The sequence below is a fragment of the Streptomyces iranensis genome, assembly GCF_017874715.1.
Lineage (GTDB): Bacteria > Actinomycetota > Actinomycetes > Streptomycetales > Streptomycetaceae > Streptomyces > Streptomyces iranensis.
The window spans coordinates 75,550-97,898 of sequence record NZ_JAGGLR010000029.1 but is presented as its reverse complement, the minus strand read 5'-3'; the positions used below and the strand labels follow the sequence as shown (position 1 = coordinate 97,898).

Genomic DNA, 22,349 nt, shown 5'->3' with positions numbered 1-22,349 from the left:
CGCCCCCGGCCCCCGCTCCTCAATCGCCGGAGGGGCTTGGTCTGCCCCGCCCCTTCCCGAACCATGGGCTCCGCCCCTGGACCCCGCTCCTCGAACGCCGGAGGGGCTCGAGATGCGCAGCCCGCGGCTTGGCCGGGGCCCGAAGACCCCGTCCGACGAGGCTCTGGGCACGGCGCCTCCGCCGCGTGCAGGGGCTCCGCCCCCGAGCCCCGCTCCTCAAACGCCGGAGGGGCTCGAGATGCGCAGCCTGTCGGGCACAGGACCAGTCGCCCTCGGGCGCAACCGCGGTGGGCCACGTGGCGCCTGGTTGTGGGCAATCGTTCCGTCGAGGGGTGGGCACCACCCGGCCACCGGCGTGCGGGCGGTGGCGATACCTCGGGGGGCGGCTCTTGGGGCGGAGCCCCAGCGGGGGCCGGGGCCGGGCACCGGTTCGGGCAGGGGCGGGGTGGGGGTTAGCCATCTGTCGGCCGCCAGCGTCGCACCCGGTGGCCACCGCCCAAGTCGTCCCAGAGCGCCCCCGGCTCCGCCGCGTCCGCCCACTCCTCAGCCGGGGCCGCCGCCCCCTCCGCCTCCGGATCCGGCTCCAGCGCCGCCGCCAGCAGCGCCTTCGTGTACGGGTGGCCCGGAGCCGCGAAGACCGCGTCCGTCGGGCCCTCCTCCACCACCACCCCGTGCCACAGCACCACCACCCGGTCCGCGATCCCCCGCACCACCGCCAGGTCGTGGCTGATGAACAGACAGGCCAGTTCGCGCTCCCGGCGCAGGTCGTCCAGCAGGCACAACACATCGGCCTGTACGGACACATCCAGCGCCGTCGTGATCTCGTCCGCGATCAGCAGATCGGGCTCACCGGCCAGCGCCCGCGCGATACCGATGCGCTGGCGCTGGCCGCCGGACAGCTGGGCGGGGAGCCGGTCGGCGAAGTCGGGTTCGAGGCGGACGTCGGTGATCAGCTGACGGGCGCGCGACGCCGCCTCGCCCCGGGATCCGGCCGTACCGAAGAAACGCAGCGGTCGCCGTACCGCGTCGCCCACCGAGCGCCGCGGGTTGAGCGAGGTGTCGGCGTTCTGGAAGACGAGCTGGACGGTGCGCCGCAGGGCGAGCGGGCGCCGCCGCGCGGGGGCGCTCAGGTCCCCGTCACCGCCGGACGAGCTGCCGCGCGGGCCTCCGGACGCACCTTCGGACGAGCCGCCGCGCGGGCCGCCGGACGAGCCGCCGGACGAGCCTACGGACGCGCCGCCGCGCGAGCCGCCGGGCGAGCTGCCGCGCGAGCCTCCGGACGCGCCTTCGGGCGAGCCGCCGCGCGGGCTGTCGGACGCGCCGCCGCGCGGGCCTCCGGGCGAGCCGCCGGACGCGCCTCCGGACGCGCCGCCGCGCGAGCCTCCGGACGCGCCTTCGGACAAGCCCCCACGCGAGCCTCCGGACGCGCCTCCGGACGCGCCGCCGGATCGGGCATCTGACGGGCCGCCGGACCCGTCACCTGACGAATCGCCGGACGAATCGCCGGACGAGCCACCCGCCCCGCCCCCGGACGCAGCCCCCATCGTTCCGCCCGACGGTTCCCGCAACCCCGCCAGCGACCACGCGATCGTCGACTTACCGCTCCCCGACTCGCCCACCAGCGCCAGCACCTCACCGCGCCGCACGCTGAAGGAGACCCCGTCCACGGCGCGACTGGCCCCGTAGTCGATCGTCATCTCTCGTACGTCGACCACGTCCACCGCGCCCGCTGAGTCCGCCCTCGGCCGGATCTCCCGCATACCGTCCTCCCCCACCACCGCGAGCCCCGCGTCCGCGATGCGCGGGACGCTGGCCAGCAGTCGGCGGGTGTACGGATCGGCGGGGGCGGCGAAGAGGCGTCGGGTGGGGGCGGCCTCGACGACCCGCCCGGCGCTCAGCACGCACACCTCGTCGGCCATCCGCGCGACCACGCCCAGGTCATGGCTGACCAGGACGGCGGCGAGGCCGAGTTCCTCGCGGAGGGCGCCGACCAGGTCCAGCACCCCACGCTGGGTGATCACATCGAGGCCGGTCGTGGGCTCGTCCAGTACGAGCACCTTGGGCCGGGCCGCGATCGCCATGGCGATGGCGACACGCTGCTGCTGCCCGCCGGAGAGTTCATGCGGATAGCGGCGGGCGAGCTCGCGCGGGCGCTCCAGCCGCACCTGCTCCAAGAGGTCGGTGACGGGCACCTCGCCGCCCGCCTCCGCGATCTGCCGCCCGATCCGCATGGACGGCGTCAGGGCGTGGCCCGCGTTCTGCGCGACCATCGCGACCGTACCGCCGCGCAGCCGCCGCAACTCCCGCGCGGCCAGTGCGAAGACGTCCTTGCCGTCCACCGCGACGCGCCCACCCGTGATCCGGGAGCCATGCCGCAGATGCCCCAGCAGCGTCGCGGCGACCGTCGACTTGCCGCTGCCGGACTCGCCGACCAGGGCCAGCGTCCGGCCGGGGCTCACCTCCAGCGACACCTCCCGGACGACGGGCACCTCGCGCCCGCCCGAGCGGTACGCCACGGACAGCGCGTCCACCGACACGATGGGGGCCTTCGGCGACGTGGTCATCAGACGCCCTCCCTGATCCGGTCCACGCCCCACGCCTTCGACAGGCCGTCGGCCGCGAGGTTGAGCCCGACCACCATCGTGGCCAGGCCGATGATCGGCGCGAGGCTGGCCATCGGCACCACGGTGATCGCGGTGCGGTTCTCCGAGACCATCAGCCCCCAGTCGGGAGTGGGCGGATCCGCGCCGAAGCCGAGGAACGACAGCGAGGAGATCAGCAGCACCACCCACGACGCCCGCATCGCGAACTCGACGCACACCACATCGCTGATGTTGGGCAGCACCTCGCGCCGCAGAATCGCCCAGGTGCTCTCGCCCCGGGCCCGCGCCGCGGTGACGTAGTCCTGGGGCACGACGGTGAGCGCGGCACCCCGCACCACCCGCACCACCTGGGGAACGCAGACGACGGCGATGGCCAGCACGATGACCGAGGACCCGGTGCCCAGCGCGGTGACGATCACCAGCAGGACGAGGATCGCGGGGATGGACAGCACCGCGTCCAGGACGCGCATGACCACGTCGTCCAGCCAGCCGCCGCGCAGCGCGGCCGCACAGCCGAGGACGGCGCCGAGTGCGATGGTGATGAGGGTCGCGGTGACGGAGACGCCGAGCGCGTACCGCCCGCCGTAGAGCACCCGGGTCAGCACATCGCGCCCGTACTGGTCGGTGCCCGCCCAGTGGTCGGCGCTCGGCCCGAGCAGCGCGTGCGAGGCGTCGCCGGTGGTGGGGTGGTACGGCGTGAGCAGCGGGGCGAGCAGCGCGACCACCACATGAACGGCCACGATCGCGAGCCCGATGACGGCCGGGCGGGAGGAGCGCACCGTGCGCCAGGTGCGGGCGGCGAAGCCGGGCCGTACGGGCGCGGGCGGCGGCGCGGGGGTCGACGGCGCGGCGGACGACGGGGTCGCGCCCGCGGGCTCCTTCACAGAGCTCATCGGATCCTCCCTCCTCGGGTGCGGAGCTTGGGATTGAGGGCCATGGACCCGAGGTCGGCGGCGAGGTTGCAGACGACGTAGACGACGGCGCTGATGAGGGCGATGGCCTGGATGACCGGCAGATCGCGGTTCTGCACGGAGGTGAGCATCAGCTTCCCGATGCCGGGATAGTTGAAGACGTTCTCGACCACGGCGACGCCGCCCACCAGCCACGCCACATTGAGCGCGATGACGTGCAGCGTGGGCAGCAGGGCGCTGGGCAGCGCGTGCCGGGTGACCACGCGCCAGGTGGTCAGCCCCTTGAGCCGGGCCGTGGTGACGTATTCGCTCGCCATGACGTCGATCACCGAGGTACGGGCCATCCGCACGATGTACGCGGCCATGACGATCGCCAGCGAGGCGGCGGGCAGCCACACCGCCGGGAGCAGCTGCCCGACCCCGGCCCCCGGCCCGTACAGCACCACGGCGGGAAACACCGGCACGGTGACGGAGAAGGCGAGCACCAGCACCGTGGCCACGACGAATTCGGGGACGCTCATCCCGACCAGGCTGACCGTGGAGATCAGCTGGTCGGGCCAGCGGTCGCGGTAGAGCCCGGCCACGACACCGAGGACGACGGAGCCGGTGACCGCGAAGAGGACGGTGACGACGGCGATCAGGGCGGAGTTGCCGAGGTACTGGGCGACCTCGCCGCCCACCGGCTTGGTGGTGACCAGCGAGGTGCCGAAGTCGCCGTGCAGGGCGCCCTTGATCCAGTCGGCGTACCGCTCCCAGGCGGGCTGGTCGAGACCCATCTGCTTGCGCAGCGCGGCGACCGCGTCGGGGGTGGCGTCCCTGCCGAGCACCTGCGTGGCGACATCGCCGGGCAGCGCCTGGACGGCGAGGAAGACCATGACCGAGGAGAGCAGCAGGGTGCCGAGCGCGGCGACCACACGGCGGAGGAGGAAAGAGAACATCACGCCCCCTTCAGCCCGATGTGGAGATAGTCGAACTCGAAGCCGTGCTCGGCGTAGCCGCGCACCTTCCGGGAGATCCCGACGAGCCGGTCGGCGAACATCGGAGTGATCGCCCCGCCCCGCTCGACGACGAGCGTCTGCGCCTGTCCGTACAGCTCGCGCCGGTGGCCCTCGTCGGTCTCCCGGCGGGCCCGGTCGAGCAGCGCGTCGAACTCCTTGTCCGACCAGGCGGTCTCGTTGTACGAGGAGCCGCCGCGGAAGACCTGGTTGAGGAGCTGGTCGACGGGGCGCCCGGTGTACCAGTAGGTGGCCATGAGCGGCTTCTTCATCCAGATCTGGGTGTAGTACGAGTCCGCGGCCGCGGTCTTGACCCGGATCCGGATGCCCGCGCGCCCGGCCGACTCCTGGTAGGCGAGGGCCATGGGCGTGAAGATCGGGTCGTAGGAGGAGGTGTAGAGGTCCACCGCCAGCCGCTCGTGCCCGGCCCGCTTCAGCAGGTGTCGGGCCTTCTCGGGGTCGTGGCCGGGGTGGGCGGCGATATGGGCGGGGTCGTTCGACGGGACGGGGTTGTCCCAGCCGGCCGTGCCCGCGCCCTGGAGGGCGGCCTTCAGGATGTGCGCGGGGTCGTAGGCGAGCTTCATCGCCTGCCGCACCCGCGGATCGGTGAAGGGCTTCTCGGTGGTGAGCATCGGCAGCACGTACCACTGGGCGTTCTCGGCGCGGGCGATGGTGGCGCGGTCGGAGGCGGCGACGACCCGGGCGGTGGCGAAGTCGAGATTGGTCTGGGAGAGCAGATCGACCTGCCCGGCGAGCAGGGCGTTGGAGCGGGCCTGCATATCGGCCACGGTGTAGAAGTCGATCGCGTCCAGGACCGGGCGCCCGGCCCAGTGGTCGGCGTAGGCGGTGACCCGGCCGGGCCCGGCGGCGGTGAAGGCGGCGAGCCGGAAGGGGCCGGTGCCGATGCCGGTGCGGCCGATGGAGCCGGCGCTGCCCTCGGGCACGACGTAGCAGTTGTAGTGGGTGAGCAGGCTGGGGAACTCGGCGTGCGGGCTCTTCAGGGGGACGACGAGGGTGTGGGCGTCGGGGGTGCGCAGCCGCCCCGGGTCGACCAGCGGGGACAGCACGGGGGCCTGCGGGGACGCGGTCGCCTTGTCGAGGATGTGACGCAGGGTGTAGGCGGCGTCGGCGGAGGTGAAGGCGCGGCCGTCGTGGAAGGTGACGCCGCGGCGCAGCCGGAAGGTCCAGGTGGCGGCCTTGGCGTCGGGCTCCCAGGACTCGGCGAGGTCGGGGGCCACGGTGCCGTCGGGCGCGATCCGCACGAGGCGGTTGTAGAGCGCGCCGAGGTACTCGTACGCGGACAGCGCGCTCGCGGGGTCCAGGGTCTCGGCGTCGGAGGCGGGCGGCCGGGCGATGCGCAGCGTGCCGCCGCGGTCGGGCCGCCCGGCCGGGCCCCGGGTGGGCACGGCCCTCGACGGGGAGGCGGAGGCGGCTCCCGAGCAGCCGGTCAGCGCGGCGGAGCCGCCGAGCGCGGCGACGGCCGCCGCAGCGGTGGTGAGCACCGACCGCCGCGGTATCCCGGCCACGGCGGCGGCTGTGCGGTGGGAGATCTCGGACAACGGGGGCATGAACGGGGGCACCCTTCCCTTATTCGTTCAGCGGAACGATTGGGTGAAGTGCGTGAACGATAGCCACGCAACCCGTTCGGGCCAACCCTTCTTTCGCGGAAATTAACACCAGAAACAGACTCGTTATCCCGCGCGACGTGCCGCTCCGGGGCGGCGCACGGGATCGCGGCCGCACCGCCCGGCGCCCCCGTACACCGTCCACGTGGTGAAAAACACCGAGCGTCCCCGGATACACCGCCGTAAGGTTGCCGACATGCAGGTGATCCAGTCCACGAAGCTCTCCAACGTCTGCTACGAAATCCGTGGCCCGGTGCTCGAGGAGGCGATGCGGCTGGAGGCGGCAGGACACCGCATCCTCAAGCTCAACACCGGAAATCCGGCGACCTTCGGCTTCGAATGCCCCCCGGAGATCCTCGAGGACATGCTCCGGAACCTCGGCGACGCCCACGGCTACGGCGACGCCAAGGGCCTGCTGTCCGCGCGGCGCGCGGTGATGCAGCACTACCAGACCCAGGGCATCAACCTCGACGTCGAGGACATCTTCCTCGGCAACGGCGTCTCGGAGCTGATCCAGATGTCGATGCAGGGGCTGCTGGACGACGGCGACGAGGTCCTCGTCCCCGCCCCCGACTATCCGCTGTGGACCGCCTCGGTCTCGCTCGCCGGCGGTACCGCCGTCCACTACCGCTGCGATGAGCAGTCGGACTGGCTGCCGGACCTGGCCGACATCGAGCGCAAGGTCACCGACCGCACCAAGGCGCTCGTCATCATCAACCCGAACAACCCCACGGGCGCCGTCTACGGCGAGGAGATGCTGCGCGGCCTGACCGACATCGCCCGCCGCCACCAGCTGATCGTCTGCTCGGACGAGATCTACGACAAGATCCTCTACGACGGCGCCACCCACACCCCGACCACCGCCGTCGCCCCGGACCTGCTGACCCTCACCTTCAACGGGCTCTCCAAGGCGTACCGGGTGGCGGGCTACCGCAGCGGCTGGCTCGCGGTCTGCGGCCCGAAGGCCCATGCCGCCAGCTATCTGGAGGGGCTGACCATCCTGGCCAATATGCGGCTGTGCGCCAATATGCCCGCGCAGCACGCGGTGGCCACGGCGCTCGGCGGCCGTCAGTCGATCAATGACCTGGTGCTTCCCGGCGGCCGGCTGGTGGAGCAGCGGGACACGGCGTACGACCTGCTGACCCAGATCCCGGGCGTCACCTGCGTGAAGCCCAAGGGCGCGCTGTACGCGTTCCCGAAGCTGGACCCCAAGGTCTACAAGATCAAGGACGACCGGCAGATGGTCCTGGACCTGCTGCGGGCCGAGAAGATCATGATCGTGCACGGCACGGGGTTCAACTGGCCGGAGCCGGATCACTTCCGCATCGTGACGCTGCCCGCCAAGAAGGATCTGGCCGACGCGGTGACCAGGATCGGGAACTTTCTGGACGGATACGGCCAACCCTGATCTTTAGTTACTGCTCAACTTTAGACAGAGTCTAAGTTAGGATGGTCTCCTCACCCCTTGGAGGCCATCCATGTACGAACCGATCCGCACCAAGTCGGTCCACAGCATGGCCGAGCCCACGCCCGACTTCCCGCACCGCTCCCGCGAGGAAGAGCTGGACATCCGGCTGGCCGGACATCTGACCGCGCTGCTCACCGTGACGGACGAGCTGCGCACCCTCACCCCGGACACCACCCTCGACGACGCCGCCCAGCGCCTCGCCGAGCAGGCCACCCGCCTGCGCGACGGCCGCGCCCCGCTGCGCGCGGCACCCACGACGGCGGCCACGGACCCGGCGCGTATCGCCGCCCTCCACCAGCGCGCCCACACCCTGGCCGGATGGGCCCTGGTCGTGGCCACGTCCCGGGACGACACGGCGGCCACGACGCTGGCGGCCGAGCGCATGCGCTCCCACGCGACCGCCCTGGGCCTCGCGGCCTGAGCGGGCTCGGCCGAGTCCGAGGCCGGGGCCGGGGCCGAAGCCGAGGCCGGGGACCGAAGCCGAGTCCGAAGCCGAAGTGCGCTGTACGGCCGGAGAGAGGCGCACGGCCGGGGCCCGCGCCTGAAGCACGGGCCCCGGCCCACGGAGCGGGGTGGCTCAGCCCAGGCGCTTCACCAGCGCGTGGTACTCGTCCCACATCTCCTTGGGCGTGTGCTCGCCGAAGGTGTTGAGGTGGTCGGGCACCAGCCCGGCCTCGTCGCGCCAGACCTCCTTGTCGACCGTGAGCAGCAGCTCCAGCGAGGCGTCGTCGAGGTCCAGACCGTCGGTGTCCAGCGCCCCGGGCGCCGGCAGCACCCCGATCGGGGACTCCACACCCTCGGCCTTGCCGTCCAGGCGGTCGACGATCCACTTCAGCACCCGGCTGTTCTCGCCGAAGCCCGGCCAGACGAAGCGCCCGTCGGCGTCCTTGCGGAACCAGTTGACGTAGTAGATCTTCGGCAGCTTGGCAGCGTCGGCGTTCTTGCCGACCTCCACCCAATGAGCCATGTAGTCGCCCATGTTGTAGCCGCAGAACGGCAGCATGGCGAACGGGTCGCGGCGCAGCTCCCCGACCTTGCCCTCGGCCGCGGCGGTCTTCTCGCTCGCCACGTTGGCGCCGAGGAAGACGCCGTGCTGCCAGTCGAAGGACTCCGTCACCAGCGGAACGGCGCTGGCCCGGCGGCCGCCGAAGAGGATCGCCGAGATCGGCACGCCCTTGGGGTCCTCCCACTCGGGCGCGATGATCGGGCACTGCCCGGCCGGCACGGTGAAGCGGGCGTTGGGGTGGGCCGCGGGCGTCTCGCTCGCCGGGGTCCAGTCGTTGCCCTTCCAGTCGGTCAGATGGGCGGGCGGCTCCTCGGTCATGCCCTCCCACCACACATCGCCGTCCTCGGTGAGCGCGACGTTGGTGAAGACCGAGTTCCCCCACAGGGTCTTCATCGCGTTGGCGTTGGTGTGCTCACCGGTGCCGGGCGCGACACCGAAGAAGCCCGCCTCGGGGTTGATCGCGTACAGCCTGCCGTCCTCGCCGAACCGCATCCAGGCGATGTCGTCGCCGATCGTCTCGACCGTCCAGCCCCGGATGGTCGGCTCCAGCATCGCGAGGTTGGTCTTGCCACACGCGCTCGGGAACGCCGCGGCCACGTACTTGGCCTCCCCGCGCGGCGGGGTGAGTTTGAGGATCAGCATGTGCTCGGCGAGCCAGCCCTCGTCCCGCGCCATCACGGAGGCGATGCGCAGGGCGTAGCACTTCTTGCCGAGCAGGGCGTTGCCGCCGTAGCCGGAGCCGTACGACCAGATCTCCCGCGCCTCCGGGAAGTGCGAGATGTACTTGGTCGGGTTGCACGGCCAGGGCACATCGGCCTGGCCCGGCTCCAGCGGGGCACCGAGGGTGTGGACGGCCTTGACGAAGAAGCCCTCGTCCCCGAGGACGTCGAGGACCTCCTGCCCCATGCGGGTCATGGTGCGCATGGAGACCGCCACGTAGGCGGAGTCGGTGATCTCGACGCCGATCGCGGACAGCGACGAGCCGAGCGGGCCCATGCAGAAGGGCACGACGTACATGGTCCGGCCGCGCATCGAACCCCGGAAGACGCCCTGCTCCCCCGAGAAGATCTGGCGCATCTCATCGGGGTGTTTCCAGTGGTTCGTCGGGCCCGCGTCCGCCTCCTTCTCGGAGCATATGAACGTACGGTCCTCGACGCGCGCCACATCGCTCGGATCGGAGGCGGCGTAGTACGAGTTGGGGCGCTTGATCGGGTCAAGGCGCTTGAAGGTGCCCTTCTCGACGAGCTCCGCGCACAGGCGGTCGTACTCCGCCTCCGAGCCGTCGCACCACACCACCCGATCCGGCTGGGTGAGGGCGGCGATCTCGTCGACCCAGGAGACCAGCTCCTGGTGGTTCGTGGGGCTCGGGGTGGTCGTGAGGGAGGAAGCCACATTGCTGGGCGCCACGATCGCTCCATCCCGCCGGAACCGCACTCGCTCCGGCGTCTTGATTGAGGGTTTGGACGGATATGTGCACTCATATCCGTTTATGGAGACAGCTACCCCTTGGGGGCTGCGACCCGGATGCTCAGCTCATCCGGTGCCGACCGCGCTCATTTGATCATCCGACTGTACGGGCCATCTGTCCAGTGGGCGCCTTGGTGACCATCACCACTCGACATGGACCGGTAACTTACGGTGGCGTAGGTAGCATGAGCGCCATGACTGCCGCCGCGCCCGATGCCGCCGTTGAGAATCCCCCAGGGCCCGAAGCGGCCCCGCCGCTCCCCCTGAAGCCGATGCTGCGCGGCTGGCTGCACGCCGGCATGTTTCCCGCGGTCCTGGTCTCCGGGGTGGTGCTGACGGCCCTCGCCGACAGTCCGCGCGGGCGGCTGGCCTGCGCCATCTTCACGCTCACCGCCTGTGCGCTGTTCGGCACCAGCGCCCTTTACCACCGCGGCAATTGGGGACCGCGCACCGCCGCGGTGCTGCGGCGGCTGGACCACGCCAATATCTTCCTGATCATCGCGGGCACCTATACGCCCTTCACACTGCTGCTCCTGCCACACGGCAAACAGCAGTTGCTGCTGTGGCTGGTGTGGGCCGGAGCGCTCGCCGGAATCGCCTTCCGGGTCTTCTGGGTCGGCGCCCCACGCTGGCTGTACACCCCGTGCTACATCGCGCTGGGCTGGGCGGCCATCTTCTTCCTGCCCGACTTCCTGCGCACCGGCGGCATCGCCGTGATGACGCTGATCGTCGTCGGCGGGCTGCTCTACAGCGTGGGCGCGGTGATCTACGGCACCAAGCGCCCCAACCCCTCACCCCGCTGGTTCGGCTTCCACGAGGTGTTCCACAGCTTCACACTGGCCGCCTTCGTCGTGCACTACGTCGGCATCTCCCTGGTGGCCTATCAGCACGCCTGATCACCCGATGGACGATCCCGATGGACGGCCCCGACGGACGGCCCCGACGGACGGTCCCGATAGACACTCCCGATTGACAGTCCACATCTTTTGAGAGTTACTGTCGTTTGACGGTAACTCTCGGAGGTGTGCCATGTCCGCTGCCCCGGACCCACGTCCGGAACCGCGATGCTTCCGGCGGGCCTCCTCGGCGACCGATTCGGCCGCCGCCGCCTGCTCATCACCGGTCTGCTGATCTTCCTGGCCGGGGCGCTCATCGGAGCGCTGGTCTCCACCCCCGCCCCGGTCATCGCCGCGCGCCTGGTCATGGGGGCGGGCGCCGCGCTGGTCATGCCGCTGTCCATGGCCGTCCTGCCCACCTTCTTCGGCCCCGGCGAGAGGTCCAGGGCGATCGCGGCCCTGAGCGCCGCGATGGGGCTCGGCATGCCGCTCGGCCCCCTCGTCGGCGGCTGGCTCCTCGACCACTTCTGGTGGGGATCGATCTTCCTGATCAACATTCCCCTCGTCGCGATCGCCATCCTGGCCTGCCTCTTCCTGCTCCCCGAAACCCGCGACCCGGCGGCCCCCAGGATCGACCTCGTCAGCACCGCGCTGAGCGTCGGCGGGCTCATCGCGCTCGTCTGGGGCCTCATCGAGGCCCCGTCCCGGGGCTGGACCGACCCGCTGATCCTCACCGCCTTCGCCGCGTCCGTCGCCCTGCTCACCGGGCTCACCCTGCGCGAGCGGCAGTCGGTGCGGCCGATGCTGGACCTGGGGCTGCTGTTCCGGCCCGCGTTCCTGTGGAACGCCGTCGCCATCACGCTGGTGGGCTTCTCGCTGCTGGGACTGCTGTTCGTCCTGCCGCAGTACCTCCAGGCCGTCCTCGGCAATGACGCCTTCGGCACCGGGTTGCGGCTGCTGCCGATGATGGCCGGACTCCTGCTGGCGGCCCGCGCCGCCACCCCGCTCGCCGCCCGCTTCGGCCCCCGGCCCGTCATCAGCGGCGGGCTGCTGGTGAGCGCCGCCGCCGCGTTCCTCGGTTCCCGTACCGAGATGGGCGACGGCTACGGCATGACCGCGCCCTGGCTCACGATCACCGGACTCGGCTTCGGCCTCGGCGTCGTCCAAGCCATGGACGCGGCGCTCGGCGCCCTCTCCCGGGACCGCGAAGGCACCGGCTCCGGGCTGCTCATGACCCTGCGCCAAGTGGGCGGCACCATCGGCGTCGCCCTGCTCGGCAGCCTGCTCGCCGACGCGTACCGCACCCGGCTCGACACCACCGGGCTGCCGCCCGCCGCAGCCGACGCGGCGGACGGCTCGGTGGTCGCGGCCCACGCGGTGGCCGGGCGGCTCGGCGATCCGCATCTCGCCGCGTCGGCGGACGCCGCGTTCGTCCACGGCATGGACGTGGCCCTCCTGGTGACCGCGTTCACCTCCCTCGCGGCGGCGGTACTGGTCGCGGTCCTCCTGCCCCGTACGGTCCCCGCTGATCAAGGCGCCATGGTCCAGGAGACCGCCGATGCCCGACAATGAGATCCATGGCTTCCGCACGTACGACGTCCGCACGGCCCAAGCTCGGGCTGCGCGAACGCAAGAAGATCCAGACCCGGCAGGCGATCCGGCGCGCCGCCTACCGGCTGTTCACCGAGCAGGGGTACGACGCGACCCCGGTGGACCGCATCGCGGAGGCCGCCGACGTCTCCCCCAGCACCGTCTTCCGCTACTTCCCCACCAAGGAGGACATCGTTCTCTCCGACGAGTACGACGATGTCCTGCTCGCCGCGCTCCGGGACCGGCCGCTGGACGAACCGCCGGTCGCCTCGCTGCGGCGTGTCCTGCTCGACCTGTTCCGGCAGTTCGCCGCTGACGAGCGGCGGGAGATGCTGGTCCGCCTCACCCTGATCCGCCAGGTACCGGGGCTGCGCGCCCGCATGAGCGAGAGCATGTCCCGGACCGGCGCCCTGCTCGCCGAGGTCCTGGCCGAGCGCAGCGACCGGTCGCCGGAGGACTTCGAGGTGCGCGTCGTGGTCGGAGCCGTCCTCGGCGTTCTCCAGGAAGCGCTCTTCCACTGCGCCGACCAGGGCGCGGCGGAGGACTCGGCGCTGGCGGCCATGGAGGAGAGCATCGACCGCGCCTTGAACATGCTGTCCCAGGGCCTCCCGCTGTAGCCCCGGACCGGCACCCCGGCCCCGCGCCGACTCCGGCCCGGCCCCGCCCCGGACGCGACCAGCCCCGCCGCAACCCCGGACTAGCCCCGGACCGGCACCGTCGCGGCTCCGGACCGGCACCGTCGCGGCCGCAGTCCCCGCCCCGTCCCGCCCCGTCCCGTCCCGGACGCAGCCAGCCCCGCCGCGGCTCCGGACTAAGGGGTGTCCGGCGGATCTTTCCCCTACGCGCCGCAGGCGTCACGATCCGCCGGACACCCCTTAGCCCCGGACCGGCCTGGACCCCAGCCCCATCACAAGCCTGGACCCCCGCCCCATCACGGGCCCGGACCCCGGCGCCGTCGCGGCTCCGGACCGGCCCCAGGCCCGGCAGCGTCCCCGCCCCGGGCCCACGTACCGTACGTCGGCGGGTTCGGTCCCGCCCCCGGTCAGCCGCCCAGCTTGGCCGTCAGGGCCTCGACATCGGCCGTGGGCGCGTCGCAGGTGAAGCCGCGGCAGACGTAGGCCGCCGGGCGGCCCTCCAGGAGGGGGCGGTCCTGGAGGAGCGGGATCTCGCCGGAGCCGGGCTCGCCGACCGCGACGACCGCCCCGGGGGCGGTGGCGAGCAGCGCGGCGCGGTGCAGGGCGCGGGTCGCCGGGTCGCCGCCAGGGCCGACCACGGCCACCTCGCGCGGCCCGTCGAGCCGGGCCTCGGCCACGGCCAGGCCCCAGCCGATGAAGCGGGGCGCCCGGGGGCCGAGGGCCCGCACCACCGCGAGGGCGCGCTCGGCACCCTCCCGATGGCGCGCTCCGCCGGTGATGGCGGCGTAGGACAGCAGGGCCCCGGCGGCGGCCGTCCAGCCGGACGGCACCGCGTTGTCCGTCGGGTCCTGGGGGCGGCGGATGAGCGTCTCGGCGTCATCGGCGGTGTCGAACAGCGTGCCGTCCTCGTCGGTGAACCGGCTCAGCACGGTGTCCAGGAGCAGCCCGGCGAACTCCACCCACGCGCCGTCCCCGGTGACGGCGGACAGCGCGAGGAAGCCCTCGGCCACATCCCCGTAGTCCTCGAGCACGCCCGCGTGCCCGCCCGCGGTGCCGTCGAGCGAGGTGCGGGCCAGCCGCCCGCGCTGGTCCATGTGGATGCGCACCAGCAGCTCGGCGGCCTCGGTCGCGGCGTTCACCAGGTCGGGGCGGTCGAAATAGGCACCGGTCTCGGCGAGCGCGGCGATGGCCAGCCCGTTCCACGCCGCGACGACCTTGTCGTCGCGGCCGGGGCGGGCCCGTAGCTCCCGGGCGGCCAGCAGCCGCTCCCGTACGGAGGAGACGCGCGCGGCATCCGTCAGCCGCTCCCCGTCGGGCAGCTGGAGCACGGAGGCCCCGTGCTCGAAGGTGCCCTCCCGGGTGACGCCGAAATACCCGGCGGCGAGCTCCGCGTCGGCCTCCCCCAGCACTTCGCCCAGCCGCTCGGGGGTCCACACGTAGTACGCGCCCTCGACATGCCTGCCGGTTCCGTCGTCGCTGTCGGCGTCCAGCGCGGAGGCGAAACCGCCCTGTGCGGTGCGCAGCTCGCGGACCATGAAGTCCGCCGTCTCCAGGGCGACACGGCGTGCGAGGTCCGAGCCGGTGGCCCGCCAGAGGTGGGCGTAGACGCGGCACAGCAGCGCGTTGTCGTACAGCATCTTCTCGAAGTGGGGCACGGTCCAGGTGGCATCGACGGAGTAGCGGGCGAAACCGCCGCCGAGCTGGTCGTAGATACCCCCGCGGGCCATCGCCTCGCAGGTGGCCGACACCATCTGGAGCGCGCCCTCGGAGCCGGTGCGGGCATGGTGGCGCAGCAGGAACTCCAGCGCCATGGACGGCGGGAACTTCGGCGCACCGCCGAACCCGCCGCGGGCGGCGTCGAATTCGCGGGTCAGGGCCATGAGCGCGCTGTGCAGATCCTCCTCGCCGGGCGGCTGCGGCGCGTCCGAGCCCAGGGCGATACCGCCGCGCTGGGACAGGTCCTCCACGATCCGGCCGGCGACGTCCCGCACCTCGTCGCGGCGGTCCGACCAGGCGGCGCTCACCCCCTCCAGCACCTGCCGGAAGGACGGCGCCCCGGGCCGGGGGCGGGGCGGGAAGTACGTGCCGAAGTAGAACGGCTGGGCCTCGGGGGTCAGGAAGACCGTCATGGGCCAGCCGCCCTGGCCGGTGGCGGCCTGCACCGCCTCCATGTACACGGCGTCGACGTCCGGCCGCTCCTCGCGGTCGACCTTCACGGAGACGAAGTGGGCGTTGAGATAGTCCGCGGTCGCCTGGTCCTCGAACGACTCGTGCGCCATGACATGACACCAGTGACACGCGGAGTAGCCGACCGACAACAGTACGGGTACGTTGCGCTGCTCCGCCTCCGCGAACGCCTCTTCCCCCCACGGCCACCAATCCACGGGGTTGGTGGCGTGCTGCAGCAGGTACGGCGACTGGGAGCTGGCCAGGCGATTCATACCGGCATCGTCGCACGCTCCGGACCGCCCGGCCCAGCACACCAGGCCGAGAGTCAGGGCTCCCGGACAGTCTCGGGCGCACCTCCCGCCGCAACAGTCCGCGGTGGCGGCGGGATCGCTTAACGCCCAGACATACAAGCAGCGCGACCGGCCGCCTTCCAGACCGCACCTCGCCGACGGCGGGCATGGTCTCGCGGACGGCGGGCACGGTCTCGCCGACAGCGGACACGGTCTCGCGGACGGCGAGGACCGGCGCCGTCTCGTACCGGCAGCACGCGCCGCGGCGACTCCCGTGAGGCCGGAGGCGACGCCACGTGCGCCCGCGACTCCGTGTCTGCTACTCGCAGGGGCAGGCTAGATGTGGAGAGCCTCGCGATACTCGGTCGCATGGACGAGACAACGCACGGCAAGTCCCTCCTCGGCGAGTTCCTGTCCACGCGCCGGGCGGGGCTGAAACCGGCAGACGTGGGGTTGCCGGACTACGGCGACCGGCGGCGGGTGCCGGGGCTGCGGCGTGAGGAACTGGCTCAGCTGGCCGGTGTCAGCGTGGCCTACTACATCCGGCTGGAACAGGGGCTGTCGCTCAACGCCTCGCCGCAGGTCCTCGACGCGCTGGCCACGGCGCTGCGGCTGGATGGCGCGGAGCGGCACCACCTGCACACCTTGTCCGGTGATGCCCGGCAGCGCCGCCGCCGGCTCCCCGCCGAGCGTGTCACCGCGGCGGTGCGCCAACTGGTGGACGCCTTCGGGGACTCACCCGTGGTCGTCGTCGGCCGACGCTCGGACATCCTGACGTGGAACCGCGCCGGGCATGCGTTGTTCGCCGGACACCTGGCCCCGGACAGCCCGGATCAGGCGGCCACGCGGCCCAACACCGCCCGGTTGGTATTCCTGGACGCCCACACGCGGGACCTGTACGTGGACTGGCCCAGGAAGGCACGGGACGTGGTGGGCAAACTGCGACAGGCGGTCGGCGAGTACCCGGACGACCCGCATCTGGCCTCCCTCATCGGCGAGTTGACCATGCGCAGCCCGCAGTTCGCCACGCTGTGGGCCGAGCACCGGGTGCGCGCCTGGGACATGGCCGAATACCGGATGCGCCATCCGATGGTCGGGGAGCTGGACGTACTGCAGCACTCGCTCCCGGTGCCCCGGGGGCAGGGGATCCGGCTGGTGGTGACGACGGCGGCGCCCGGCTCCGCAGCCCAGGCGGCACTGCAGTTGCTCAACCAGACCCTCCAGCCCGCCGCGGACATGTCGGCAACCACCCGCTCCGCCACAGACCTGTCGGCAACCGCCCACCCGGCCGCCGACGCCCCCGCACGCGCCGTTCCTCCCGTGCGCTCCTGATGCGGCCGTCCGGCAACCGGAAGACCACAGTCTGCTCAGAGCGCCACGCCTGAACATCACTCGGCAGCCCCCGCCCGAGTTCGGCGGAGAGTGCCGCGGGGCCCGTCATACCGCCTTCCTGCCGCCTTCCTGCCGCCTTCCTGCCGCCTTCCTGCCGCCGCTGACGCTGCCACGCGACGGGCGAATGCGCGCATTCCTCTCTCATCCCATTTCATCCCACGTTCACCCTGAATTTCACCCCTCCCGGAGGTTCCCCATGTCCACCACACCCGTCGCGGCTTTCGCCGAGGTCATGGACACCGTCGCCCACCTGGTCGAGGCCGTGGATGAGGAGCGGTGGAGCGCGCCCACGCCCTGCACGGGCTGGAATGTCCAGCAACTGGTCGACCATCTGGTGGCGGGACAGCACACGTTCGCCGTCGCAATGGGGGCGGAGCCGCCCTGGCCGGCGCTCGATGCCGACCCCGCTCCGGAAGCGCTCAAGGAGACGTTCCGGACGTCGGCCGCCGCGCTGGTGGCCGCCTTCGAGGGGCCGGGAGCGCTGGAGCGCACGGTGCGGGCCCCGATCGGTGAGGTGCCCGGCGCTGTGGCGCTGCGTCTGCAGACCATCGAGCACCTGGTGCACGGCCGGGATCTGGCCCAGGCCATCGGCCAGAAGGCCCTGTTCGATGACGCCACGGTCGAGCGGGAGATCGAGTTCGCCCGCGGTCTCATCCCACAGCTGCCGTCCGGGCCGGGCGCTCCGTTCGCGCCGTCCCGGCCCGTTCCGGAGAACGCCCCCGCGCTCGACCGGCTGGCCGCCCTGCTCGGACGCGACATCACCAAGTGACCTCCATACAGCTCACCGCGGTACAGACCGACCCCAACACTCAAACCGACCCCAACACTCAAGAGGAACAGGGACAATGAAGAAGACGAAGCTGAAGATCGCCATCGCAGGTGCGGCACTCGTCGCCGCCGCGGCCACGGGGACGGCGATGGCCACGAGCGGTTCCTCTGCCGGATCCGGCGCCGAGCGGACCCAGACCCAGGCCGAGCAGAGCGAGCAGGCGACACCCAGCGTCATCAAGGCCGACGGCCCGAACGTGTTCCCGCACTCCCTGGACTACGACCCGCGGTCGAAGACGTTCTTCGCCGCCTCGCTGAAGCAAGGCAAAGTCACCGCCTTCGGTCCGGACGGAAAGGTGCGCACCCACATCGACGACCCGGCACTGGTGTCGCCGCAGGCCGTCAAGGTCGACCGCGAACGGAACCGCATCATGGTCAGCAATGCGGACTACGGCGTCGCCGACCGTTCCGACAAGGACAACCCCTTCAAGGTCGCCGGTGTGGGCAGCTACGACCTGAAGACCGGGAAGCAGGATTGGTGCGTCGATCTGACCGCGATCACCAATGACGGCAAGAAGCACCTGATCTCCGACGTGGCGGTGGCGCCCGACGGCACCACGTACGCCGTCGACGAGCTGACCCCGACGGTGTTCCGCATCGACAAGCGGGGCCGCGCCAAGGTCTTCCTGCAGAACGACCTGATCCAGGGCAAGCTCAACATTCCCGACTTCCTCGACGATGTCGGCATGACAGCGGTCGAGTGGGTGGAGGGCAACCAGCTGATCATCTCCATGGCCGACGGCTCCTTGGTACGGGTGCCCGTCGACAATCCCGAAGAGGCGCGGAAGGTGAAGCTCGACAAGCCGCTGTCGTCCCCGCCGGCCGGCATGGAGCTCCTGAAGGACGGGTCGATCACGGCGGTCAGCAGCGGTCTGCTGACCGGCAAGCCCGCCAAGGTCCAGCATGTGAGGCCCCGCGACGGCTGGAAGGAAGCCACGGTGAGCGTCACCGACACCGTCAAGGACCCCATCACCAGCGACGTCACCGTGGGACCGGGCGGGGCGAAGTACGCGCTCAGCGGTGGGCTGGCCCAGTTCCTCGCGGGCAAGCCCAATGACGGGTTCACCCTGACCCCCGTCAAGACCGGTTGAGCCGGTAGCCGCTCCCAGCGGACGGCGAGGCGCGCTCGGGCCCATCCTCCCCCACCCGGCGAGACCGGCGAAGTTATCCACAGGGGAGTTATCCACAGGACTGCCGGATAGGAGCCAGAAACGGAAGACTGAGGGCACTGCTGCAGGAGGGGGATCACCATGCCGGCGTCACTGGCGGTGCTGCGGGACAGCCACCGGACGGAAGTCGAGCGGCTGCTGTCGCGGGCCGTGGAGGAGGAGGTGCGCCGCTCGGGCGGGCGCACCGACGGCGGGGTGCTGCTCAGCCGGGCGCGCGGCGCGCTGGACGAGATGACCGCCACCGCCGCGGAGGAGTACGGGGCGTATGTGCGCGCGCTGGACGAGTCGGACGCGGGCAGCAGACCGCTCTCCGTCCGGCTGTCGCGCGGGCAGCTGGGCACCCCGGCGCTGGCCGCGGCGGTCGCCGCGGTGGCGGCCTTCGGCGCGGATCTCGGGTATGGCACCTCGGCGGGCACGGCGCTGGGCGCGGGGGTCACGGCCGCCGTGGCCGGGTCGGCCGCCGCCGTGGTCAAGCTCACCGCGAGCCACTGGCCGGCCGCCCACCGCCAGGCCGCGCTGCGCAACCAGCCCGGTGGCGCCGAGCAGTTGCGGCTTCAGTGGCTCACGGCGGTCGAGGTGCGGGGCATCCGGCCGTTCATCGACCAGCACCGGATGACCACGGCCGCCACCCGCCAGGGCGGCGGTTCGGCGAAGCGCTCCGCCTCCGCCACCGGGCAGCCGAAGCTGCGCGGCGCGGACCGCAGCCAGGCGGCCCGCAGACGCACCGTGCTGGAGCAGTCCTTCGCCCATCTCCCCGAGGCGGACGGCCCGTTCGCCGGGCGCCATGCGCAGATCACACAGATCGCGCAGTGGGTGCGGCAGGCCCGCGCGTCCACCGAGACCAAGCCCACGGTGGTGGTGCTGGAGGGACCGCCGGGCTCCGGCCGGACGATGCTGGCCGTGCGGGCCGCCCACCATCTGCGCGACGAGTTCCGCGGCGCGTGCCTGGTCGATCTGCGCGGCGACAGCCCCGAGCAGGCCCCGCTGCCCACCCGCGACGCGCTGCTCCATCTGCTGAACCGGCTCGGCGCACCCCGCGACCAGCTGCTCTTCCGCGAGCGCTCCTCGCAGGACCAGCACATCAGACGGCTCACCGAGCTGTATCACCAGTATCTGACCGGGCTGCCGGTCACCATCGTGCTCGATGACGCCCGCGACGCCGAGCAGGTGCGCACGCTGATCCCCGAGCGGTCCGACGGCCTGGTCCTGATCACCTCGCGCACTCCGCTCGGCCTGCCGGACGACCTCGCCGCCTGGGTGCACCGGATCGAGGTGGGCCCGCTGGACGAGCCGGGCGCCGAGGAGCTGCTGCGGGCCTCCGCCGAGGAGCCCACCGGCGCGGGCCCCTACGACGGGCAGTCCGTGGAGCGGATCGCCGAGCTGTGCGGGCGGCTGCCGCTGGCGCTGCGGATCGCGGGCTCCTCGCTCGGCCCCCGCTCCCCCGCCGCCCTGGTCGCCGACCTTGAGGCGTACGGCCCGGTGGGCGCGATCGAGCGCACCCTGTGGCTGCGCTACACCGACCAGCAGGAGGGCGCCCGGCGGCTGCTGCGCCGGCTGGCGCTGGCCGGGCGGGCCAGCCTGGGCGGCGCGGCGGCCGCGGCGCTGCTGGACGCCGATGAGCAGGAGGCCGGCCGCCATCTGGAGGCGCTCGGCCGGGCCGGGCTGATCCAGCATGTGCGCGGCAGCCGCTACCGCCTCCATGACCTGGTGCGCTCCTTCGCCCATGCCCGGCTGCTGGACGAGGAGCAGCCGGAGCAGCGCACCGCCGCGCAGGAGCGGCTGATCCGCAGCTATGCCGAGCTGGCGGACTCGGTGATTCGGCTGGTCGACGGCAAGACCTCCACCCGTGCCGACATCTTCGGCAAGGGCGCGGCCCATGGCTTCGCCTCGCTGGACGCGGCGCTGCGCTGGCTGGACGACGAATCGAGCTTCATCACCGCCGCGCTGCGCCATGCCGAGGGCGTGGACCAGTCCGCGGTGCTGCACCTCCTGGGCGCGCTGTGTGACTACTGCCTGCTGCGCGGCGATCTCTACCGGCTGGGCGAGATCAGCGAGCTCACCCAGGCCGTCGACCAGGGGCTGCTGATGCGGTCCGTGCAGTGGCGCACCGGTATCGCGGCCCGCCAGCTGGGCGAGCTGGACCAGGCCCGCACCACGCTCTCCTCGGTGGTGGACCTGTATTTCGAGGCGCGGCATCAGGCGGGCGCGGCCCGTGCCCTGTGCAGTCTCGGCATCACCCTGCACCACCAGGGCAATCTGGTGGAGGCCGCGGCCAAGCTGCGCGAGGCGCTGGAGCTCCAGCGGGCCGAGGAGCTGCGCGGCGACCGGGCCTGGACAATGCACGCCCTGGCGGCGGTGGAGCGGGACCGCGGCGGGCTGGCCGAGGCGCTGGAGCTGTTGGGCGAGGCCCTGGAGCTGCATATGGAGAGCGAGAGCCTGCACGGCCAGGCGTGGGCGCACTTCCAGCTCGGCCAGGCATGTCTGCGGATGGGCGATGTGCCGCGCGCCGAGGCCGAGCTGGGGGACGCCCTGGACGCCTACAGCCGCACCCATGATCAGCGCGGTGAGGCATGGGCGCTCACCCAGCTCGCCCGCGCCCGGCTGGTGGCCGGGGAGGAGTCGGCGGCCGTCGACCAGCTGCGCCAGGCCCTCACCCGCCACCGGGAGAACGAGGACGCGCGCGGCGAGGCATGGACGCTGTACTACCTGGGCCAGGCGCTGGAGGAGCGCGGCGACCACGACTCGGCGGTGCGCGAGCTGGAGCGGGCCCGCACGATGTTCAGCCGGATGCGGGATGTGTACGGGCTGGCGTGTGCCCGGCATCACTCGGCGCGGGTCACCCGTGATCTGCGGGCGGCGCAGACGGGCTCGCTGCGCAACAGCGGCTTCGCCCGGCAGCTGCTCCAGGACGCGCGGCAGGACTTCCGCCGGGTGGGCGTGGCCCATGGCGAGGCATGGTCCTGTGTCGAGCTGGCGGTGATCGACGCGGGAAACGGCAAGGCGGCGCAGGCGCTGGAGCTGGTGGACGAGGCGGCCGAGCTGTTCGCGGGGTACGGCGACCGGCGTGGCCGTTCCTGGGCCCGCTTCCTGCGCTGCACCCTGCTGCCGTTCGCCTCCGCGGGCGGCTCGGTGATCGGCACGGCGGTGGCCCAGGAGGAGCTGGCCGAGCTGCTGCGGGAGATGCGCGAGGAGGGCACGGCGGGCGATTCCCGGCTGGAGGGGTGCGCGGAGGCGTTCGCGCTGGTGCTGGAGCGCGGCGTCGAGCCGGAGACGGGGTGGCAGGCATGGCAGCTCGGCATGGTGCCGAGCCGCCACTCGCGCGAGGTCATGGCCGTGCTGCCGGACCGGCCCCGCGCCTGAGCGCT

15 protein-coding genes are annotated in these 22,349 nt (G+C 72.3%); 9 read left to right on the top strand and 6 right to left on the bottom strand.

Annotation, left to right across the window (positions count from 1 at the left end; translation table 11 throughout):
- Window positions 1-452: 452 nt before the first annotated feature.
- The 4 genes from J2Z30_RS50270 to J2Z30_RS40945 are packed head-to-tail and all read right to left on the bottom strand — an operon-like array spanning window position 453 to window position 6,077.
- Window positions 453-2,564, bottom strand: a complete 2,112-nt coding sequence (locus tag J2Z30_RS50270; RefSeq protein WP_052701396.1) for a dipeptide ABC transporter ATP-binding protein — start codon at window positions 2,562-2,564, stop codon at window positions 453-455.
- Window positions 2,564-3,496 carry an ABC transporter permease gene (locus J2Z30_RS40955; protein WP_044570739.1) on the bottom strand — a complete coding sequence of 311 codons (933 nt, stop codon included), beginning with the start codon at window positions 3,494-3,496 and terminating at the stop codon, window positions 2,564-2,566. The genes J2Z30_RS50270 and J2Z30_RS40955 overlap by 1 nt, the downstream gene beginning before the upstream one ends.
- The gene (locus J2Z30_RS40950; protein WP_044570740.1) at window positions 3,493-4,452 is read right to left on the bottom strand and encodes an ABC transporter permease; all 960 of its coding nucleotides are present in this window, start codon (window positions 4,450-4,452) and stop codon (window positions 3,493-3,495) included. The genes J2Z30_RS40955 and J2Z30_RS40950 overlap by 4 nt, the downstream gene beginning before the upstream one ends.
- Complete coding sequence (locus J2Z30_RS40945) at window positions 4,452-6,077, bottom strand: ABC transporter substrate-binding protein (protein WP_044570741.1); 1,626 nt, start codon at window positions 6,075-6,077, stop codon at window positions 4,452-4,454. The genes J2Z30_RS40950 and J2Z30_RS40945 overlap by 1 nt, the downstream gene beginning before the upstream one ends.
- A gap of 253 nt (window positions 6,078-6,330) precedes the next feature.
- Between J2Z30_RS40945 and J2Z30_RS40940 the strand changes: the two genes are divergently transcribed.
- Together J2Z30_RS40940 and J2Z30_RS40935 are read left to right on the top strand one after the other, a co-directional pair.
- The gene (locus J2Z30_RS40940) at window positions 6,331-7,542 is read left to right on the top strand and encodes a pyridoxal phosphate-dependent aminotransferase (RefSeq protein WP_044570744.1); all 1,212 of its coding nucleotides are present in this window, start codon (window positions 6,331-6,333) and stop codon (window positions 7,540-7,542) included.
- Window positions 7,543-7,612: 70 nt separating this feature from the next.
- Complete coding sequence (locus tag J2Z30_RS40935; protein ID WP_044570746.1) at window positions 7,613-8,023, top strand: SCO4983 family protein; 411 nt, start codon at window positions 7,613-7,615, stop codon at window positions 8,021-8,023.
- A 156-nt stretch (window positions 8,024-8,179) separates the two neighbouring features.
- Here the strand turns inward: J2Z30_RS40935 and J2Z30_RS40930 are convergent, their stop codons facing one another.
- On the bottom strand, window positions 8,180-10,015 hold the full coding sequence (locus J2Z30_RS40930; RefSeq protein ID WP_044581492.1) for a phosphoenolpyruvate carboxykinase (GTP): 1,836 nt from the start codon (window positions 10,013-10,015) through the stop codon (window positions 8,180-8,182).
- A 254-nt stretch (window positions 10,016-10,269) separates the two neighbouring features.
- Between J2Z30_RS40930 and trhA the strand changes: the two genes are divergently transcribed.
- From trhA to J2Z30_RS40915, 3 genes are all read left to right on the top strand, one after another.
- Entirely contained in the window at window positions 10,270-10,971 is a 702-nt protein-coding gene (trhA, locus tag J2Z30_RS40925) for a PAQR family membrane homeostasis protein TrhA (protein WP_044570749.1), read from the top strand.
- Window positions 10,972-11,139: 168 nt separating this feature from the next.
- On the top strand, window positions 11,140-12,483 hold the full coding sequence (locus J2Z30_RS40920; RefSeq protein ID WP_078956693.1) for an MFS transporter: 1,344 nt from the start codon (window positions 11,140-11,142) through the stop codon (window positions 12,481-12,483).
- The gene (locus tag J2Z30_RS40915; protein ID WP_107073305.1) at window positions 12,480-13,118 is read left to right on the top strand and encodes a TetR/AcrR family transcriptional regulator; all 639 of its coding nucleotides are present in this window, start codon (window positions 12,480-12,482) and stop codon (window positions 13,116-13,118) included. Before J2Z30_RS40920 ends, J2Z30_RS40915 begins: the two co-directional genes overlap by 4 nt.
- Before the next feature lie 425 nt (window positions 13,119-13,543).
- Here the strand turns inward: J2Z30_RS40915 and J2Z30_RS40910 are convergent, their stop codons facing one another.
- Window positions 13,544-15,577 carry a thioredoxin domain-containing protein gene (locus J2Z30_RS40910; RefSeq protein ID WP_044570757.1) on the bottom strand — a complete coding sequence of 678 codons (2,034 nt, stop codon included), beginning with the start codon at window positions 15,575-15,577 and terminating at the stop codon, window positions 13,544-13,546.
- 387 nt (window positions 15,578-15,964) lie between these two features.
- Between J2Z30_RS40910 and J2Z30_RS40905 the strand changes: the two genes are divergently transcribed.
- From J2Z30_RS40905 to J2Z30_RS40890, 4 genes are all read left to right on the top strand, one after another.
- The gene (locus J2Z30_RS40905) at window positions 15,965-16,927 is read left to right on the top strand and encodes a helix-turn-helix domain-containing protein (RefSeq protein WP_044570759.1); all 963 of its coding nucleotides are present in this window, start codon (window positions 15,965-15,967) and stop codon (window positions 16,925-16,927) included.
- A gap of 256 nt (window positions 16,928-17,183) precedes the next feature.
- Window positions 17,184-17,756 carry a TIGR03086 family metal-binding protein gene (locus tag J2Z30_RS40900; RefSeq protein WP_044570761.1) on the top strand — a complete coding sequence of 191 codons (573 nt, stop codon included), beginning with the start codon at window positions 17,184-17,186 and terminating at the stop codon, window positions 17,754-17,756.
- A 76-nt stretch (window positions 17,757-17,832) separates the two neighbouring features.
- Window positions 17,833-18,906, top strand: coding sequence for a hypothetical protein (locus tag J2Z30_RS40895; RefSeq protein WP_044570762.1), 1,074 nt, complete (start codon window positions 17,833-17,835; stop codon window positions 18,904-18,906).
- A 159-nt stretch (window positions 18,907-19,065) separates the two neighbouring features.
- Window positions 19,066-22,344 (top strand): tetratricopeptide repeat protein, encoded by a 3,279-nt coding sequence (locus tag J2Z30_RS40890; RefSeq protein WP_209469050.1) that lies wholly within the window; start codon window positions 19,066-19,068, stop codon window positions 22,342-22,344.
- Window positions 22,345-22,349 lie beyond the last annotated feature (5 nt).

Coding starts and splice junctions, on each gene's coding strand:
- J2Z30_RS40915 (WP_107073305.1), top strand. CDS start 12,480: ATGAGATCCATGGCTTCCGCACGTACGACGTCCGCACGGCCCAAGCTC.
- J2Z30_RS40895 (WP_044570762.1), top strand. CDS start 17,833: ATGAAGAAGACGAAGCTGAAGATCGCCATCGCAGGTGCGGCACTCGTC.
- J2Z30_RS40900 (WP_044570761.1), top strand. CDS start 17,184: ATGTCCACCACACCCGTCGCGGCTTTCGCCGAGGTCATGGACACCGTC.
- J2Z30_RS40935 (WP_044570746.1), top strand. CDS start 7,613: ATGTACGAACCGATCCGCACCAAGTCGGTCCACAGCATGGCCGAGCCC.
- trhA (WP_044570749.1), top strand. CDS start 10,270: ATGACTGCCGCCGCGCCCGATGCCGCCGTTGAGAATCCCCCAGGGCCC.
- J2Z30_RS40905 (WP_044570759.1), top strand. CDS start 15,965: ATGGACGAGACAACGCACGGCAAGTCCCTCCTCGGCGAGTTCCTGTCC.
- J2Z30_RS40910 (WP_044570757.1), bottom strand. CDS start 15,577: ATGAATCGCCTGGCCAGCTCCCAGTCGCCGTACCTGCTGCAGCACGCC.
- J2Z30_RS40950 (WP_044570740.1), bottom strand. CDS start 4,452: ATGTTCTCTTTCCTCCTCCGCCGTGTGGTCGCCGCGCTCGGCACCCTG.
- J2Z30_RS40955 (WP_044570739.1), bottom strand. CDS start 3,496: ATGAGCTCTGTGAAGGAGCCCGCGGGCGCGACCCCGTCGTCCGCCGCG.
- J2Z30_RS50270 (WP_052701396.1), bottom strand. CDS start 2,564: ATGACCACGTCGCCGAAGGCCCCCATCGTGTCGGTGGACGCGCTGTCC.
- J2Z30_RS40890 (WP_209469050.1), top strand. CDS start 19,066: ATGCCGGCGTCACTGGCGGTGCTGCGGGACAGCCACCGGACGGAAGTC.
- J2Z30_RS40940 (WP_044570744.1), top strand. CDS start 6,331: ATGCAGGTGATCCAGTCCACGAAGCTCTCCAACGTCTGCTACGAAATC.
- J2Z30_RS40945 (WP_044570741.1), bottom strand. CDS start 6,077: ATGCCCCCGTTGTCCGAGATCTCCCACCGCACAGCCGCCGCCGTGGCC.
- J2Z30_RS40920 (WP_078956693.1), top strand. CDS start 11,140: ATGCTTCCGGCGGGCCTCCTCGGCGACCGATTCGGCCGCCGCCGCCTG.